Genomic DNA, 17,319 nt, shown 5'->3' with positions numbered 1-17,319 from the left:
AAAGAAAAGGCATCCCGAGGGATGCCTTTTGATGCGCGTACCGCCCTGATGATTAACCGCGTTTAGGACTTTCGCCACGCTTGGCCGGACGACGATTGCCGCTCACCTGCGTATGGCGTTTCACGGCCCGACGGATTTGGTTCGCTTTAGTACGACGGCGATCTTTTTCTACCGGCACTTTGCTGATGCTTTCCGGCGGCAGTTCTACCAGCTCACGCAGATAGTTAACCGGCGCCAGATCCAGCTCGGTCCAGCCGCCACGCGGCAGCCCCTTCGGTAAATTGATGTCGCCGTAACGTACGCGAATCAGACGGCTTACCTGAACGCCCACGGCTTCCCACAGGCGACGGACTTCACGGTTGCGCCCTTCGGTCAGGGTCACGTTATACCATTGGTTAATCCCTTCACCGCCGGTGAACTTAATGGTGCGGAAGGCGGCCGGGCCATCTTCCAGTTGCACGCCGAGGCTCAGCTGACGAATTTTCGCATCATCAACCTGCCCGAACACGCGTACGGCATATTCACGTTCCACTTCGCGGCTGGGGTGCATCAAACGGTTCGCCAGTTCACCATCGGTGGTAAACAGCAGCAGACCGCAGGTATTCACATCCAGACGCCCTACGGCGATCCAGCGCGCGCCGCGCAGACGCGGCAGACGATCAAACACCGTCGGACGACCTTCCGGATCGTTGCGGGTACAGAGCTCACCTTCCGGCTTGTAATAAGCCAGTACGCGACAAACCTGCTGACTGGATTCACTGATGGAGACGACATGACCATCGATACGGATTTTTACCGTGGCGTTGGGTTCAATACGATCGCCTAACGTCGCCAGTTTGCCATCCACGCTAATACGTCCGGCGGAGATCATTGTTTCTATTTCACGACGAGAGCCATGCCCGGCCCGCGCCAATACTTTTTGTAACTTTTCGCTCATTGAGCTGCCTCACTGTCGCCTTCACAGGCGTCGTTTATTGCTTCTGTCACGGCGTGGCGAGCCATGACCTGAAAGGAGGGATTGCCCTGAGCCCGCCGTTTTTACGGCGACCCGGTGCAATGTGGCCGCACAGTATACATGAAGTTTACTGACTTGCCTGAGTTTCCTGCGCCGGGGTTTTCCGGCGCTTAACGCCGGTCAGCTTTTAGCGGAAAGGTCGGGTGTCGCCGACGCCTTCACGAATCACTTCTGGCGTATCGCTGGTTAAGTCAACAACCGTGGTCGGCTGCTGTCCCAGCGTGCCGCCGTCAATAATCAGATCCACCAGCTTGCCGATACGGTCTGCAATTTCTTCCGGGTCGGATTCGGTAAAGTCATTGCCGGGCAGCATCAGCGAGGTAGACATCATTGGCTCATTCAGCGCTTCCAGCAGCGCCAGCGCGACCGGATTGGAAGGTACGCGCAGGCCAATGGTTTTACGCTTGTCATTCATCAGACGACGCGGCACCTCTTTGGTCCCTTTCAGGATAAAGGTATAGCTGCCCGGCGTATTATTTTTAATCAGCCGAAACGCGCTGTTATCCACATGCGCGTAGGTCGACAGCTCAGAAAGATCGCGGCAAACCAGCGTAAAATTATGGCTGCCGTCAAGCTGACGAATACGGCAGATACGCTCCATCGCGTTCTTATCTTCCAGCCGACAGCCCAGCGCATAGCCAGAATCGGTCGGATAAACAATCACACCGCCTTTATTCAGCGCATCAACCGCCTGGCTAATCAGGCGTGGCTGGGGATTATCGGGATGAATATGAAACATCTGACTCATAGCTAACCTCTTATCACCTTTCCGCGGCGGGCATTAATGTGGGAAAGCGGGACCATACGGCTTCCACGCCGCCCGGCAGCCACAGCTTTTTACCCAGCTCAATCCACGGACAGGGTTGATGAAAATCGGAGCCCTGCGACGCCGCCAGCTGATATTCCTGTGCGTAGCGTCCCAGTTGGCTGCGTTCGTTTGGCGGTTGCTGGCACTGCGCCACTTCCATCGCGTCGCCCCCCATTTCGGCGAAATGGGCAATCAGGCGTTTCAGCCATTTGGCCGATAAACCGTAACGTCCCGGATGCGCCAATACCGCATAACCGCCGGAATGATGAATAGCATCAACGGCTTGTTTAATTGTACACCATTGTGGCGGCACGTAGCCGGTTTTGCCGCGCGCCAGATAATGTTTGAATACCTGGGTCATATTGTCGGCTTTACCCTGGGCGATTAGCCAGCGGGCGAAATGACCACGGGTGATCGCCCCGTCCCCGGCCAACGCCAGCGCGCCTTCCAGCGCGCCAGGGATCTGCGCCTTTTCCAGCCGCTCAGCCATCAGCCTGGCACGCGCCAGGCGGCATTCCGTTTGCCCGGCGAGAAATTCGGTAAGAACCGGATGCGCAGGATCGATGCCTAATCCCACAATATGAATTTCATGATTCTCCCACAGCGTGGATGCCTCTACGCCATCAATCAAATGCAGCGGCAGGGCTTGTTTGTTAATCGCTTCTCTGGCGGCGGCTAAACCGGCCACGCTATCGTGATCGGTAATCGCCAGTACGCCAACGCGCATTGCAACGGCGCGCAGCACCAGTTCCTGAGGGGTTAACAGGCCATCCGACGCGCGGGTATGGCTGTGCAGATCGTAAATGGGAAAGGCACTTATCGGCGTTGTTGCGGTCAAAATAACTCCTGAAAAACATAAAACGTCGGCGCATCATAACGGATTAACCGCGATATAAAAAAGTATTGACAATCCGCCCCTGAACCCGTTAACTAGTACACAAGTTCACGCAGGGGTATCCATGATGATGTTTAAGCATAAATCGATGATGGGCTGGTGGCGCGCTTCTGCTGAAGGGCGACGATGTCACGCATCTGTATTGATCACATGCTGATACCTGAGCCCGCCGATGCGGGCTTTTTTTTGAGTGATTTTAGAGAACCGATTATGTCGAATACGAAACCTGGATTGAAACTGATTACCGGCTCGGCCCCCTACCGTGAAGATCCTGCGGCGGTTTTTCATCAGCTGTGCGGCGCTCGTCCGGCTACGCTGCTGCTGGAATCTGCGGATATTGACAGCAAGCGTAACCTGAAAAGCCTGCTGATTGTTGACAGCGCGCTGCGCATCACCGCCCTGGATAACAGCGTGACCGTGCAGGCGCTATCGGAAAACGGCCGTCAGCTGCTGCCGCTGCTGGATGCCGCGCTGCCCGCTGAGGTGAACAATCAGCACCGTCCCGATGGACGCGAGCTGCTGTTTCCTCAGACTGGCGGAACCCAGGATGAAGATTCACGACTGAAATCACTGTCGGTTTTTGATGCGCTGCGCCTGATTGTACAGCTGGTTGATGCGCCGCAGGATGAACGTGAGTCGATGCTGCTGGGCGGCCTGTTCGCCTACGATTTAGTGGCGGGCTTCGAGCCGCTGCCTGCCTTACGTAACGAGCAGCGCTGTCCGGATTACTGCTTCTATCTGGCCGAGACGCTGCTGGTGCTCGATCATCAGCATCAGAGCGCCCGGCTGCAGGCCAGCCTGTTTGTTCCTTCTACCGATGAATTTCAGCGCTTACAGCGCCGCATTCATCAATTGCATGAACAGATGCTGCAGCCTGCCCAGCCGCTGCCGGTACAGCGCGTAGAACAAATGACCCTGAGCTGTAACCAGAGCGATGAAGAGTATTGCGACGTCGTACGCAACATGCAGCAGGCCATTCGTATCGGCGAAATTTTCCAGGTCGTGCCGTCACGCCGTTTTTCTCTGCCCTGCCCGTCGCCGCTGGCGGCTTACGAGACGCTGAAAAACAACAATCCCAGCCCCTATATGTTTTTTATGCAGGATCGCGACTTCACGCTATTCGGTGCCTCACCCGAAAGCTCGCTGAAATATGACGCCGCCTCGCGCCAGATTGAAATCTACCCGATTGCCGGTTCGCGTCCGCGCGGTCGTCATGCCGATGGCTCGCTGGATCGCGATGCAGACAGCCGCATTGAGCTGGAAATGCGTACCGACCATAAAGAGCTGGCGGAACATCTGATGCTGGTCGATTTGGCGCGCAACGACCTGGCGCGCATCTGCGAGCCTGGCAGCCGCTACGTTGCCGATCTGACCAAGGTCGATCGCTATACCTTTATTATGCATTTGGTTTCGCGCGTGGTGGGCACGCTGCGTCAGGATCTGGATGTGCTGCACGCTTACCGCGCCTGTATGAATATGGGTACCCTGAGCGGCGCGCCGAAAGTTCGCGCCATGCAGCTGATTGCCGGCGCTGAAGGTACGCGGCGCGGCGTTTACGGCGGTGCCGTCGGCTACTTCACCGCCAGCGGCGACCTTGATACCTGCATTGTTATCCGTTCTGCTTATGTGGAAGATGGCGTCGCCACCGTTCAGGCGGGTGCTGGCGTGGTGCTGGATTCACAGCCGCAGGCCGAAGCGGATGAGAGCCGCAACAAAGCGCGCGCGGTTCTGCGCGCCATCGCCACTGCCCATCATTGCCAGGAGACGTTCTAATGGCTGACATTCTGCTGCTCGATAATATCGACTCCTTTACCTACAACCTGGTCGATCAGCTGCGCACCTTTGGTCACCGCGTGGTGATTTATCGCAATACCGTTCCGGCCGATACGTTGATTGAGCGCCTGCAACAGATGGAAAACCCGGTACTGATGTTGTCGCCTGGTCCTGGCGCGCCAGCCAGGGCGGGCTGTATGCCGGAACTGCTGCAGCGCCTGCGCGGTCGTCTGCCGATTATCGGCATCTGTCTCGGACATCAGGCGATTATCGAAGCTTACGGCGGCCACGTGGGCCAGGCCGGAGAAATTCTGCACGGCAAAGCATCCGCTGTTACCCACGATAATCAGGCGATGTTTGCCGGGCTGAGTAATCCGCTGCCGGTAGCGCGCTATCACTCGCTGGTGGGCAGCAATACGCCTGACGAACTGGCGATCAACGCCACCTTTAACGACATGGTGATGGCCGTGCGCCACGATGCCGACCGGGTATGCGGCTTTCAGTTTCATCCGGAATCAATTCTGACCACGCAGGGCGCGCGCCTGCTGGAACAAACTCTGGCCTGGGCGCTGGCATAAGCAAAGGAGAAAAGGATGCAACATATTCTGGAGAAACTGTATCAGGCGCAGACCCTGACCCGGACAGAAAGCCACCAGCTGTTTAGCGCTATCATTACTGGTCAACTGGAGCCAACGCAGCTGGCGGCGGCGCTGATTGCCATGAAAGTACGCGGTGAACGTCCGGAGGAGATTGCCGGTGCCGCTTCGGCCCTGCTGGCAGACGCGCGTCCCTTTCCGCGTCCTGACTACGCCTTTGCCGATATTGTCGGCACTGGCGGCGACGGCAGCAACAGCATTAATATTTCTACCGCCAGCGCTTTTGTCGCTGCCACCTGCGGTCTGAAGGTGGCGAAACACGGTAACCGCAGCGTTTCCAGCAAGTCCGGCTCTTCCGATCTGCTGGCCGCCTTCGGTATCAGCCTCGATTTGCCCGCTGAACAGGCGCGTCAGGCGCTGGACGACCTTAACGTCTGCTTCCTGTTCGCTCCGCAGTATCACACCGGTTTTCGCCACGCGATGCCGGTACGCCAGCAGTTAAAAACCCGGACGCTGTTTAACGTGCTGGGGCCGCTGATTAATCCGGCGCGTCCGCCGCTGGCGGTGATTGGCGTTTACAGCCCCGAGCTGGTATTGCCGATTGCTGAAACGCTGCGCGTGCTGGGCTATCAGCGTGCGGCGGTCGTCCACGGCGGCGGCATGGATGAAGTGGCCATCCACAGCGCCACGCAGGTAGCGGAACTGCGCGACGGCGATATTACCAGCTATCAGCTGACGCCAGACGATTTCGGTCTGCCATACCATACTAAAGAGTCGCTGGCGGGCGGATCGCCGGAAGAAAACCGTGATATTCTGACGCAATTGCTCCAGGGTAAAGGCGAGCAGGCGCACCAGCACGCCGTGGCGGTTAACGTTGCTATGCTGTTGAAAATTTTCGGCAATGAAGATTTACGTGATAATGCCCAGCGGGCACTGAAAGCGATAGCGAGCGGTCAGGCTTATGAGCGCGTTATCGCGCTGGCAGCAAGAGGCTAGAGATGCAAACCGTACTGAATGACATCATCCGGGATAAAGCCCGGTGGGTGGAAAACCGTAAAAAAACGCAGCCGCTGGCTTCTTTTCAGCAGCAGCTGGTGCCGTCGACCCGCAGTTTTTATCATGCGCTACAGGGCGCGCGCACCGCTTTTATTCTTGAATGCAAAAAAGCGTCACCCTCCAGAGGGGTTATCCGCGCGGATTTCGATCCGGTGGCGATTGCCAACGTTTATAAAGATTACGCCTCGGCGGTTTCGGTGCTAACCGACGAGCACTATTTTCAGGGCAGCTTCGATTATCTGCCGCTGGTCAGCGCGGCGGTTACCCAGCCGGTGTTGTGCAAAGATTTTATTATCGATCCCTGGCAGATCTACCTGGCGCGCTTTTATCAGGCCGATGCGGTATTGCTGATGCTTTCCGTGCTGGATGATGAGCAGTATCGCCAGCTGGCAGCGGTCGCGCACAGCCTGGAGATGGGGATTCTGACCGAAGTCAGTAACGAAGCGGAGCTGGATCGCGCTCTGGCGCTGGGTGCCAAAGTGGTGGGCATTAATAACCGCGACCTGCGCGACCTGTCTGTCGATCTGGATCGTACCCGCCAGCTGGCGCCGCGGCTCAGCCACGGCGTAACGGTTATCAGTGAATCCGGCATTAGCAGTTATGCGCAGGTACGTGAGCTAAGCCGTTTTGCCAATGGTTTTCTGATCGGCTCCGCTCTGATGGGCGCCGCCGATCTTCATCAGGCGGTACGGCGCGTGCTGTTTGGCGACAACAAAGTTTGTGGCCTGACCCGGCCTGAAGATGCTTATGCCGCCTGGCAGGCGGGCGCTATTTATGGCGGATTGATTTTCGCTGCTGGCTCACCGCGCAAAATTGATATCGCTCAGGCCCGGCAGATTATCGCGGCGGCCTCTTTACGCTATGTCGGCGTGTTTCGCAATGCGGCAATCAGTGACGTTGTCACGGCAGGCCGCGCTTTGTCGCTTAGCGCCGTTCAGCTGCACGGCGATGAAGACCAGGCTTACATCGATGCGCTGCGCACCGAACTGCCGCCAGAAATCGCTATCTGGAAGGCCCACAGCGTAAGTAATCACCTTCCGGCGCGCAATCTGTCCCATGTCGATCGCTATGTTTTTGATAACGGTGCCGGTGGCAGCGGCCAGCGCTTCGACTGGTCATTGCTCACCGGCCAGCAGTTAAATAACGTGCTGCTGGCGGGCGGTCTGGGCGCGGATAATTGCGTATCCGCCGCTCAGCTGGGCTGCGCCGGGCTTGATTTTAACTCCGGCGTCGAAAGCGCGCCGGGCATCAAGGATGCCGAAAAGATCGCCGCAGTATTTCAAACGCTGCGCGCCTACTGACAGCAAACGTCCGCACCGCGGGCGTCGATAAGGAAAATAACGCACATGACATTACTGAACCCCTACTTTGGCGAATTTGGCGGCATGTATGTTCCACAGATTCTGATGCCTGCGCTGCGCCAGCTGGAAGAAGCCTTTGTTAGCGCCCAGCGCGACGCCGAGTTTCAGGCGCAGTTTAACGATCTGCTGAAAAATTACGCTGGTCGTCCTACCGCACTGACGCTTTGCCAGAATCTGACCAAAGGCAGCAAAACCCGTCTCTACCTGAAGCGCGAAGATCTGCTACATGGCGGCGCGCATAAAACCAATCAGGTGCTGGGTCAGGCGCTGCTGGCGAAACGCATGGGCAAAAAGGAAATCATCGCCGAAACCGGTGCCGGTCAGCACGGCGTCGCCTCTGCTCTCGCCAGCGCCCTGCTTGGCCTGAAATGCCGCATTTATATGGGCGCGAAAGATGTGGAGCGTCAGTCGCCCAACGTTTTCCGTATGCGTCTGATGGGCGCTGAGGTGATCCCGGTACACAGTGGCTCCGCTACGCTGAAGGATGCCTGTAATGAGGCGCTGCGCGACTGGTCCGGCAGCTATGAGACCGCGCACTATATGCTCGGCACCGCTGCGGGTCCGCATCCTTATCCCACCATTGTGCGTGAGTTTCAGCGCATGATCGGCGAAGAGACCAAAGCGCAGATCCTGCAGGCCGAAGGGCGTCTGCCGGATGCGGTGATTGCCTGCGTGGGCGGCGGCTCAAACGCTATCGGTATGTTCGCCGACTTTATTGATGAAAAAGAGGTAGGACTGATTGGCGTAGAGCCCGCAGGACACGGTATTGAAACCGGCGAGCACGGCGCACCGCTGAAGCATGGGCGGGTTGGGATCTATTTCGGTATGAAGGCGCCGATGATGCAGACCGCGGACGGGCAAATTGAAGAATCCTATTCCATTTCCGCCGGGCTGGATTTTCCGTCGGTTGGGCCGCAGCATGCGCATCTGAACAGCACTGGCCGCGCTGACTATGTTTCTATTACCGATAACGAAGCGCTGGCGGCGTTTAAACAGCTGTGCCGGGCGGAAGGTATTATCCCGGCGCTGGAATCGGCGCATGCGCTGGCGTACGCCCTGAAGATGATTCAGCAAGATCCAGAAAAAGAACAGCTGCTGGTGGTCAATCTTTCCGGACGCGGCGACAAAGATATTTTTACCGTTCACGATATTTTGAAAGCGCAGGGAGAGATCTAATGGAACGTTACGAACAACTGTTTAAGCGTTTGCAGGCCAGTAAAGAAGGCGCTTTTGTTCCTTTTGTCACGCTGGGCGATCCCTCACCGGAACTTTCCCTGCAGATTATCGATACGCTGGTGGCCGCCGGAGCAGACGCGCTCGAATTAGGCATTCCCTTTTCCGATCCGCTGGCGGATGGACCAACCATTCAGAACGCCACGCTGCGCGCCTTTGCCGCCGGAACGACGCCGGCGCAATGCTTTGAGATGCTGACAACCATTCGCCAGAAATACCCTGATTTACCGATTGGGCTGCTGATGTACGCTAACCTGGTGTTTACCAACGGCGTCGATGAGTTTTATGCTCGCTGCGAGCAGGCTGGCGTCGATTCAGTGCTGGTTGCCGACGTGCCGGTGGAAGAGTCAGGCCCTTTCCGTCAGGCGGCGATGCGCCACAATATCGCGCCGATATTTATCTGTCCGCCCAATGCTGATGACGATTTGCTACGCGCGGTCGCCTCTTATGGTCGTGGTTATATTTATCTGCTGTCGCGTGCCGGCGTCACCGGAGCGGAAAACCGCGCCAGCCTGCCGTTAAAACATTTGATCGATAAGCTGCGTGAGTATCATGCCGCGCCTACGCTGCAGGGCTTCGGCATTTCAGAACCCTCACAGGTAAAAGAAGCGATTGCGGCCGGTGCGGACGGCGCTATCTCCGGCTCGGCCATTGTAAAAATCATCGAGAAACATCACGCCGAACCGGAAGTAATGCTCGCAGAGCTGAAACGTTTTATCAGCGGGCTTAAAGCGGCCACTCGCTAATTCCTCCCGGCGCCTTGCCTTCGGTAAGGCGCCTTTCCTCGCCTTTTCCCTGCCCGGAACCGATGGGAGCGGCGGCCTTAACAAAACCAGAAATCTGCCTCGCCAGCTCCGCAAGAGCGATTTCTGGACCTTTATCCGCACAGGCAACCGGCGCAGCGGAAGCTTGATGAGATGGCTAACCTGATGATTTTAACCACAACCTCAATCGGAATTGATATGTTCCTTACAATAACGTCGTTTCCAGGCTACGGGTGTGATTGAGGTATGTTTACGAAATATCTGGCGAAAATAGCCCACATCATTGAATCCACAGCGTTCAGCCACCTCCTTCAGCGACAGCGATTCGTTAACTAGCATTTTCTCTGCTGCCCGAATGCGCTGACGGTGGATGGCTTCAGTCACCGTTAAATGGAATGCGCTGCGGTAAATCCTTCCCAGATAATCCGCGTTGCAGTTAAGCTCTCTCGCCAGCGATGAGGTTGATAATGGCAGATGAAACTGCGTATGGATCAGATGCTGCGCTTTATACGCCAGCGCCACGCCCGAACTCTCTCTGTCACTTTCCGGCAATGCACTGGATGCTATTTGTTGCAAAATCAGCAACAGAATAATTTCCAGCGCCGGGCTGCGTTGTAGCCGTTCCTGCTCGTTCAGAAACTGCCGGAACAGGGAAATAATGTACTGAGGATCGTTGGATTTGCTGTGTTGTGGCAACGAGAGATGCTTTACCCATTCACTGGCGGACACATTATCCTGCAGCTCAAAATGCAGCCAGTAAAAACGCAGGTCGGCAGGAAAATCCCGCATGCCGACATGCCGACGAAAAGGCCATAACAACAAACTTTCCCCTGCGTTCACCTCAAATACGCTCTCCTCTTCCTGGATGCTTAGCGTCCCTTTTTCCACAAAGATTATTTCCCATGAATTCAGGGTACGCTCCTTATGCCTCCCGCAGCCCCGGGAAATGAACAGGCCGCCGTTCTGAACTCTGATCGGAAGCGCTATGGATAATTCGAGCATTTATATGTACTCCCCGCGCATATAAGGCTTTTTGTTTATATTACCTCTTGATTATCATATATTTTTATCCCTCTTCCAGATCAACATCACACTTTAATCATATAGTCGGAATCGTTACCTTTTTATACCTTTCCCTCCTCTTGTTGCGGCCAGGTTTTGCGGCAGAATTAAAGATGTACTCTACAAAACATTATAAAAAATTCAGATTTATGAGGAGTTAATCAATGACCTCCACACCGATTCACCAAACAGAAATTGCTCAGCGTGCAATGGACGATCGTTTATCAATACGCGAAAAAATAGGTTATGGTCTGGGTGATGCGGGCGGGACGGTTATTACCTGTCTGATCATGAATTTTCTGACGTTCTTTTATACCGATGTATTTGGCCTCACTCCGGCGATAGTGGGCACGTTATTTATCGCGCTGCGCGTATTCGACGCCGTCTCCGATCCGATAATGGGAGTGATTGCCGACCGCACTCAAAGCCGCTGGGGACGATTTCGCCCCTGGCAGCTATGGGTGGCATTGCCGATCGGCATCATTGGTGTACTCACCTTCACCGTTCCGCAAGCCACGCTGGGGATTAAAATTGCCTGGGCGTTTGGCACCTACCTGCTGCTTTCCGTGAGCTATACCGCCATCAACGTTCCCTACTGCGCGTTGATCAACACCATGACCACCCGGCACCACGAAGTCATGTCATGCCAGTCATGGCGATTTGTACTCTGCGGGGGTGCGGGTTTTTTGGTTTCGGTTGGGCTGCCGTGGCTGGTAGCGACCCTGGGCCAGGGCGATACCGCGCGGGGCTATCAGCTGGGCGTGGGCGTGCTCTGCGCCCTCGCTGTCGCCATGTTCCTGTGCTGCTTTTTCTGGGTACGTGAACGTGTGCCGCTCGCCTTGATGGGAAAATTTACCCTGCGCGAGCATCTGGCTGGATTGCGTAACAACGATCAGCTGCTGTTGATGCTGGTAATGTCTTTTCTGCTGATCAACGTCTTCAATATCCGTGGTGGAGGCTACATGTACTTCATCACCTACGTTCTCCACGGCAGCACGGTTTATATGTCGTTGTTTTTTACCATGGTGACTTTCGCCTCAATACTCGGCGCAGTAGTGGTAAATCTGCTTTCGCGCCGTTTTGACGCGGTCAAATTATACTTCCACACCAATATCGTGCTGGCCGCGTTGGCCGTGGCGATGTGGTTTTTACCCAGCGGCCCGACCTGGCAGGTTCTGTGGCTGGTGGTGATCCTGACCAATGGCGTGATTCTCGGTTTTACCCTACCGCTGCATTTCTCGCTGATGGCGTTTGCCGATGACTATGGCGAGTGGAAGACGGGGGTGCGCTCATCCGGGATGAACTTCGCCTTTAACCTGTTTTTTATCAAACTGGCATGGGCCTCCAGCGCAGGCATCATCAGCCTGGTGTTTATTTTCGTCGCCTATCAGCCCGGCACCGCTCATCAGACGGCGGCTTCATTACAGGGGATCAGCGCCATGGAAAGCCTGTTGCCTGCCCTTTTTCATCTGCTGCTGGCCGTGTCACTTCGCTACTGCAAACTCAATAACCCAATGATGGCGAGCATTGCGACTGACCTGCGTCAGCGTCAAGTTCAGTCCTGAGGAGAATATGATGTCCATTATGGAACCCGATCTGCATAACCTGAAAATCAGCGATCCCTTTCTTGGGCAATATCAGCAACTGGTGCGTGATGTGGTGATCCCCTATCAATGGGAAGCCCTGAATGACCGCATCCCTGAGGCTGAACCCAGCCATGCCATCAGCAACTTCCGCATTGCGGCCGGTCAGGAAGAAGGCGAGTTTTACGGCATGGTATTTCAGGATAGCGACGTGGCGAAATGGCTGGAGGCCGTCGCCTGGTCATTATGTCAGCAGCCCAATGCCGAACTGGAAAAAACCGCCGATGAGGTGATTGCACTGGTTGCGGCCGCCCAGCATGAAGATGGTTACCTCAACACTTATTTCACCGTCAAAGCACCCGAAGAACGCTGGACCAACCTGGCGGAATGCCATGAGCTTTACTGCGCCGGGCATTTAATTGAGGCGGGTGTGGCTTACTTCCAGGGCACCGGCAAACGTCAGCTATTAGATGTGGTATGCAAACTGGCAGACCATATCGATACGGTTTTTGGCCCTTCTGAAGGCCAGCTGCACGGCTATCCGGGCCATCCGGAGATCGAACTGGCGTTAATGCGGCTGTATGAAGTGACGCAGCAGCCACGCTACCTGACGCTGGTAAAGTACTTTATCGAAGCCCGTGGCACGCAACCTCATTTTTACGACATCGAATATGAAAAACGCCACGGAACGTCTTACTGGAATAGCGCTGGCCCGGCATGGATGATCAAAGATAAGGCTTACAGCCAGGCACATCAGCCGCTTGCCGCGCAGCAAACCGCCATCGGCCATGCGGTACGTTTCGTCTATCTGATGACCGGCATGGCGCACCTGGCGCGTCTGAGCAACGACGAAAGCAAACGCCAGGATTGCCTGCGGCTGTGGCAGAACATGGCGCAGCGTCAGCTTTATATCACCGGCGGCATTGGCTCTCAGAGTAGCGGCGAGGCATTCAGCAGCGATTACGATCTGCCCAATGACACGGTGTATGCGGAAAGCTGCGCCTCGATTGGTCTGATGATGTTTGCGCGCCGTATGCTGGAGATGGAGGCTGACAGTCAATATGCCGATGTGATGGAACGCGCGCTCTATAACACGGTGCTGGGCGGCATGGCGCTGGATGGCAAACACTTCTTCTATGTGAATCCACTGGAAGTCCATCCTGAATCGCTAAAATTCAACCATATTTATGATCATGTCAAACCGGTACGTCAGCGCTGGTTCGGCTGTGCCTGCTGCCCGCCGAACATCGCGCGGTTACTGACATCGTTAGGACATTACATCTACACCGTCCGCCCCGACGCGCTGTTCATTAATCTGTATGTCGGGAATAGCGCCGCGATTCCGGTCGGTGAACAGCAATTGCAGCTACGCATCAGCGGTAATTTTCCGTGGCAGGAACAGGTCAAAATTGACATTACCTCGCCCGTACCGGTGGAACATACCCTCGCCCTGCGTTTGCCTGACTGGTGCGATGATCCGCAGGTGATGCTGAACGGCGAAGCGGTGTCGGGCAGTATCGATAAAGGTTATTTCTATCTGAAACGCAGCTGGCATGAAGGCGACTCGCTAATTTTAACCCTGCCGATGCCGGTACGCCGCCTGTATGGCAATCCGTTAGTTCGTCAGCAGGCCGGGAAAGTGGCCCTCCAGCGCGGACCGCTGGTTTATTGCCTTGAGGAGGCGGATAACGGCAAATCGCTGCATAACCTGACGCTGCCGGTGGCCAGCACATTCACCACCATCGCAGGCACAGGCATCTTCGCGCATAAGGTTCTGATCCAGGCGGAAGGTTATCGACGCAGCATGGAGACGCCTGAGCAAAAACCGCTGTGGCATTACGACAGCGCCCCGGTTGTCCGTCAGCCAAAGCGGTTGACTTTTATTCCCTGGTTCAGCTGGGCAAACCGTGGTGAAGGGGAAATGCGTATCTGGGTGGATGAAGCCCGCTAATACCAGCAGGCAGCGCGGAAAGCGCTGCCTGACTGCATACTGATGATGCACGCCGGGCTCTGCATGCACCGCGCTGATAGTTTTCAGTATTTAGCTATCAGCGGGTCATCGCATGTTGCAAGTGCTGTAAATTTATCAATGCCCGCTACAAAACGCTTCTCAGCCTCAGGCTCAGCTCTCCCCTTCAATATACTGAATATTATAACCTTCCTCAGAAGAGTGAACGTAAGCAAATCCCTGGATTCCAAGGTGCATACCGGCAATAAGAAGCTTTTCTCTGGCGGCCTGTGCCAGGATTTTCTGTCGGGTATCCTCAGCCAAACCAGGATCATAATCAAATACAATGGAAGCCGTCGGATGCGCTGACTGTATATGTGGAAAATGGACAATATCTCCCCATATTAGCAGGGCGCTTTCCCCCGAATTGATGCGAAACCCGGTATGACCCGGCGTATGACCTGGCAGCCATACCGGGCTAATACCACTAACGATCTCTTTCCCGGCGAGAAGACGTAGATTTTGTGCATATGCTTCAAAGGTTCGGCGGGCCAATAAAAAATTACGCTGCCCCCTTTCGCTGGCTTCATTTAGTCTCTCATCATCCAGCCAGTATTTGGCCTCAAGAGGATGCAGATAAAGTTCAGCATTTTTATACACCGGGAGCCCATCTGCATCCAACAGGCCACCGATATGGTCCGGGTGACAGTGCGTCAGTAAAATAATATCGACGTCATCAGGAGAAACGCCGGTTTCATGCAGATTTTTCCTGAGCATCCCTCCTGCATTGTTCAGGCCTCCGGTTCCGGCATCTACCAGAATGGTGCGTTCCCGGCCGCGTATCAGGTAACAGTTGATATGAATATTACCGGGTTCTTCAATTCCGGCATTATGCTGAATTGCCTCTGCTGCAGATGTGCTAATTCCCGACAATAAATCGATACTGGCTGCCATATTTCCGTCACTCACAGCTGTAATCAGAAAATCGCCGATTCGACGGGAGATAAAAAATGTTGGGTCCAATGGAATTACCTCATAACGGGTTAAGAGCATAATTATCAGTCGCCGGTAAGCAAAAATAGCGTATACGGGCTGTCAGCTCCGCATGCTCCCGTTTTCCTTACGCTAAAAATCATTCCAGCTATTCTCGCTTAGATGTTCGAGTAAAAACAGGCTGATTTTACCCAAAACGCGCAAAAATAAGCCGTATAACGAACAGCAGGTTTTCCCGATCGTCCAAACGCGCACGAGGATAAAGGTGCGTATTTTTTGTACATTCCGTTCCGATTTCAGCTACCGCATGGAAAATCGGGCTGACCGTTGAGGTTGCGGTGCCCTTTGCCCCGACAATGGCCGTCGGCGCTGCTCGGATCGCACGGGTGCGTATGGGTGGTATCCGGCTGATTGAGCATGAGGCGATTAAGGGGCTCCCAAGAGGTGGACACTATCGCAAAGCATGTGGGGAAAACCTCGAAAGAATTGTTTCAGCGCATTGAGAAAAGCATCCGTTCAGGGACATTAAACCCCGGCCCCGCAGGGTCATTTTATTCTCTTGACATTGCCGAAACGGTAATAACGGCTGCGTTAAAAAACAATCGATTGGCGATCAAACATTGGTCAGAGGCGTCATTAGGTCCCAGGACCCGTGCCCTCACGATTGTTTATTCCGCTAATGTAATGTCGGAATAGCCGTTAAGCCAGGATCAACAATCGTACATAACGCTAACCGCATTAAAATTGTACTGATTCGTCAGTACAATGGCGGAAAACCTTATTTTATTCTGACTGCATACCCGGAGGCGTAAATGAGTAATGAAAATTATCCATCAATGAGGGAGTTTTTCGACATCATATGGGGACCGACTTCCTCAGATTCTTTTGGCTTTTCCTACCCTGAAATGGTTTCAACGTATATAAATTCAGTGGGACGGGATGAATATCTTGATTATATTATCGCGGATATAGACAAATTTCTAAAAGAGCATCCTGAAAACGCTTCAGCATCAGTAGCATTTGACGCGCTATTCAGCTTACCCGGATTCTCATTACGTTTTCCACCAACGCTAACCGTTTTCCTCACCTGGCTATCCTCGTATCTGAAAGAGCTGGCGCAGCAGTAGCGCTACAATCAGTCCCCCTGCTATGGCAGGTAGCGATATATTTAGGCTGCGCTGTAACTGGTTGCGGCCATAAAAAACTTCGTGATACGACATTATCAGGCAGCCGCTCACAAGAAACATGGACAACGCTCCGCCAGAAATCAGAGCGCCTCGCCTTTACTGTGCCCCGGTTCTGCGCTCTGTTTCCAGCCAATAACCGCTGATTTTTGATACGTCCAGCTTACGAGCGGTTTCTTGGACTGGCGCGTTATATCTGTAATCACGCGAAGCCAGGCTGTTTTAAGCGTGGCCACTACAGGCCGCATCTTTTTTGCTGAAAACCCGCGTCCGTACCCGCACGCATATAAAAGCCGCCCGCCTGATGGGCGGCAATAACCGGAAACCAACGCTAATGCGGCCCGTTTCTTAACCGCTTCCTGGGTCATTAAAAGGGATGGCCCCTGCCCATTCATAATTCAGAAAAAAATATCGGAAAGGTTTTTACAAAAAAAGCTGAAAAATCAGTAGAATAACCGTTCCAGCCTTCTTAAAAATGCCAACCTTTATTTAGATTAAAAAACAAAGACGTAACACCTGTGAAATTTCCGTTGCAGGAAATTATCCGAAGAATTATTTTGCTGATCTTCCAGTGTGATTTTGGTTCGATGCCCTGGAGGGGCGGGCGATCAAATGAGCGATAATTTTAACCCCTGTGTTTCCTGTGGTGCCTGCTGCGCCCATTTCCGCGTTTCCTTTTACTGGGCTGAGGCTGATGATGCCGGTGGACGCGTTCCCGCCGATCTTACCGAGCCGCTTAATTTGCTGAAGCGCAATATGCGTGGCACCAACGCCCGCGCGCCGCGCTGTGTGGCTTTACAAGGTGAGATTGGCCAGTGCGTCTCCTGCAGCATCTACGAAAACCGCCCGACGCCCTGTCGTGAATTTGCTATGTCTGGTGAAAACGGCGTCTGGAATGAGGCCTGCGACCGCGCCCGAGCGAAATATGGTCTGCCGCCGCTGTTTTCTTCGTCAATTCCGCCGCTTACTGAAAGTTATGTAAGTCTGGATGCCAGTCCCATGCCAGACCATGTACAATCGCCGGATCTGTAAACCGGTAATTACCAAA

At 54.5% G+C, this 17,319-nt stretch carries 18 protein-coding genes and 1 other annotated feature; of the genes, 12 read left to right on the top strand and 6 right to left on the bottom strand.

Going from position 1 to position 17,319, the window contains the following annotated elements:
• Positions 1 to 52: 52 nt before the first annotated feature.
• The 3 genes from rluB to rnm form a co-directional block, all read right to left on the bottom strand.
• A complete protein-coding gene (rluB, locus tag COO59_RS03340) occupies positions 53 to 937 on the bottom strand; it encodes a 23S rRNA pseudouridine(2605) synthase RluB (RefSeq protein ID WP_103058430.1) in 885 nt (294 codons plus the stop codon).
• Between the two features lie 205 nt (positions 938 to 1,142).
• Complete coding sequence (locus COO59_RS03335; RefSeq protein WP_103058429.1) at positions 1,143 to 1,763, bottom strand: L-threonylcarbamoyladenylate synthase; 621 nt, start codon at positions 1,761 to 1,763, stop codon at positions 1,143 to 1,145.
• 13 nt (positions 1,764 to 1,776) lie between these two features.
• Positions 1,777 to 2,661 (bottom strand): RNase RNM, encoded by an 885-nt coding sequence (gene rnm, locus COO59_RS03330; protein ID WP_276308252.1) that lies wholly within the window; start codon positions 2,659 to 2,661, stop codon positions 1,777 to 1,779.
• 148 nt (positions 2,662 to 2,809) lie between these two features.
• Positions 2,810 to 2,906, top strand: a sequence feature (Trp leader region).
• 22 nt (positions 2,907 to 2,928) lie between these two features.
• On the opposite strand from rnm, the gene COO59_RS03325 reads away from it, so the two are divergent.
• Genes COO59_RS03325 through trpA form a run of 6 tightly spaced genes read left to right on the top strand, consistent with a single transcriptional unit; the run spans position 2,929 to position 9,483 of the window.
• Positions 2,929 to 4,491, top strand: coding sequence for an anthranilate synthase component 1 (locus tag COO59_RS03325; protein ID WP_103058699.1), 1,563 nt, complete (start codon positions 2,929 to 2,931; stop codon positions 4,489 to 4,491).
• Complete coding sequence (locus COO59_RS03320) at positions 4,491 to 5,069, top strand: glutamine amidotransferase-related protein (RefSeq protein WP_103058427.1); 579 nt, start codon at positions 4,491 to 4,493, stop codon at positions 5,067 to 5,069. The genes COO59_RS03325 and COO59_RS03320 overlap by 1 nt, the downstream gene beginning before the upstream one ends.
• 15 nt (positions 5,070 to 5,084) lie before the next feature.
• Positions 5,085 to 6,083, top strand: a complete 999-nt coding sequence (trpD, locus tag COO59_RS03315; protein ID WP_103058426.1) for an anthranilate phosphoribosyltransferase — start codon at positions 5,085 to 5,087, stop codon at positions 6,081 to 6,083.
• 2 nt (positions 6,084 to 6,085) lie between these two features.
• Positions 6,086 to 7,444, top strand: coding sequence for a bifunctional indole-3-glycerol-phosphate synthase TrpC/phosphoribosylanthranilate isomerase TrpF (trpCF, locus tag COO59_RS03310; RefSeq protein ID WP_103058425.1), 1,359 nt, complete (start codon positions 6,086 to 6,088; stop codon positions 7,442 to 7,444).
• Between the two features lie 45 nt (positions 7,445 to 7,489).
• A complete protein-coding gene (gene trpB / locus COO59_RS03305; protein ID WP_103058424.1) occupies positions 7,490 to 8,680 on the top strand; it encodes a tryptophan synthase subunit beta in 1,191 nt (396 codons plus the stop codon).
• Positions 8,680 to 9,483: a tryptophan synthase subunit alpha gene (trpA, locus tag COO59_RS03300; RefSeq protein WP_103058423.1), complete on the top strand. Its 804-nt coding sequence runs from the start codon at positions 8,680 to 8,682 to the stop codon at positions 9,481 to 9,483. The genes trpB and trpA overlap by 1 nt, the downstream gene beginning before the upstream one ends.
• 201 nt (positions 9,484 to 9,684) lie before the next feature.
• Here the strand turns inward: trpA and COO59_RS03295 are convergent, their stop codons facing one another.
• Entirely contained in the window at positions 9,685 to 10,503 is an 819-nt protein-coding gene (locus COO59_RS03295) for a helix-turn-helix domain-containing protein (RefSeq protein WP_103058422.1), read from the bottom strand.
• A 224-nt stretch (positions 10,504 to 10,727) separates the two neighbouring features.
• Between COO59_RS03295 and COO59_RS03290 the strand changes: the two genes are divergently transcribed.
• Positions 10,728 to 12,128: an MFS transporter gene (locus tag COO59_RS03290; protein WP_103058421.1), complete on the top strand. Its 1,401-nt coding sequence runs from the start codon at positions 10,728 to 10,730 to the stop codon at positions 12,126 to 12,128.
• A 10-nt stretch (positions 12,129 to 12,138) separates the two neighbouring features.
• Positions 12,139 to 14,097 carry a glycoside hydrolase family 127 protein gene (locus COO59_RS03285; protein WP_103058420.1) on the top strand — a complete coding sequence of 653 codons (1,959 nt, stop codon included), beginning with the start codon at positions 12,139 to 12,141 and terminating at the stop codon, positions 14,095 to 14,097.
• A gap of 171 nt (positions 14,098 to 14,268) precedes the next feature.
• Here COO59_RS03285 and COO59_RS03280 read toward each other — a convergent pair whose 3' ends face one another.
• The gene (locus COO59_RS03280; RefSeq protein WP_103058419.1) at positions 14,269 to 15,147 is read right to left on the bottom strand and encodes an MBL fold metallo-hydrolase; all 879 of its coding nucleotides are present in this window, start codon (positions 15,145 to 15,147) and stop codon (positions 14,269 to 14,271) included.
• Between the two features lie 357 nt (positions 15,148 to 15,504).
• Here COO59_RS03280 and COO59_RS21600 point away from each other — a divergent pair, with 357 nt between their 5' ends.
• The 3 genes from COO59_RS21600 to COO59_RS03275 are packed head-to-tail and all read left to right on the top strand — an operon-like array spanning position 15,505 to position 16,214.
• Positions 15,505 to 15,783, top strand: coding sequence for an RNase A-like domain-containing protein (locus COO59_RS21600; RefSeq protein WP_409371615.1), 279 nt, complete (start codon positions 15,505 to 15,507; stop codon positions 15,781 to 15,783).
• Positions 15,780 to 15,899, top strand: coding sequence for a hypothetical protein (locus COO59_RS21595; protein ID WP_409371619.1), 120 nt, complete (start codon positions 15,780 to 15,782; stop codon positions 15,897 to 15,899). Before COO59_RS21600 ends, COO59_RS21595 begins: the two co-directional genes overlap by 4 nt.
• Positions 15,900 to 16,214: a hypothetical protein gene (locus COO59_RS03275; protein ID WP_103058418.1), complete on the top strand. Its 315-nt coding sequence runs from the start codon at positions 15,900 to 15,902 to the stop codon at positions 16,212 to 16,214.
• A 140-nt stretch (positions 16,215 to 16,354) separates the two neighbouring features.
• Here the strand turns inward: COO59_RS03275 and COO59_RS20775 are convergent, their stop codons facing one another.
• Complete coding sequence (locus COO59_RS20775; RefSeq protein WP_133158585.1) at positions 16,355 to 16,639, bottom strand: hypothetical protein; 285 nt, start codon at positions 16,637 to 16,639, stop codon at positions 16,355 to 16,357.
• 244 nt (positions 16,640 to 16,883) lie between these two features.
• On the opposite strand from COO59_RS20775, the gene COO59_RS03270 reads away from it, so the two are divergent.
• The gene (locus COO59_RS03270) at positions 16,884 to 17,303 is read left to right on the top strand and encodes a YkgJ family cysteine cluster protein (protein WP_103058417.1); all 420 of its coding nucleotides are present in this window, start codon (positions 16,884 to 16,886) and stop codon (positions 17,301 to 17,303) included.
• The last annotated feature ends 16 nt before the right edge of the window (positions 17,304 to 17,319 follow it).

Source organism: Mixta theicola (assembly GCF_002895925.1).
Lineage (GTDB): Bacteria > Pseudomonadota > Gammaproteobacteria > Enterobacterales > Enterobacteriaceae > Mixta > Mixta theicola.
Note: the sequence above shows the minus strand (reverse complement) of the source record. Positions and strands in the feature narration are given on the sequence as shown.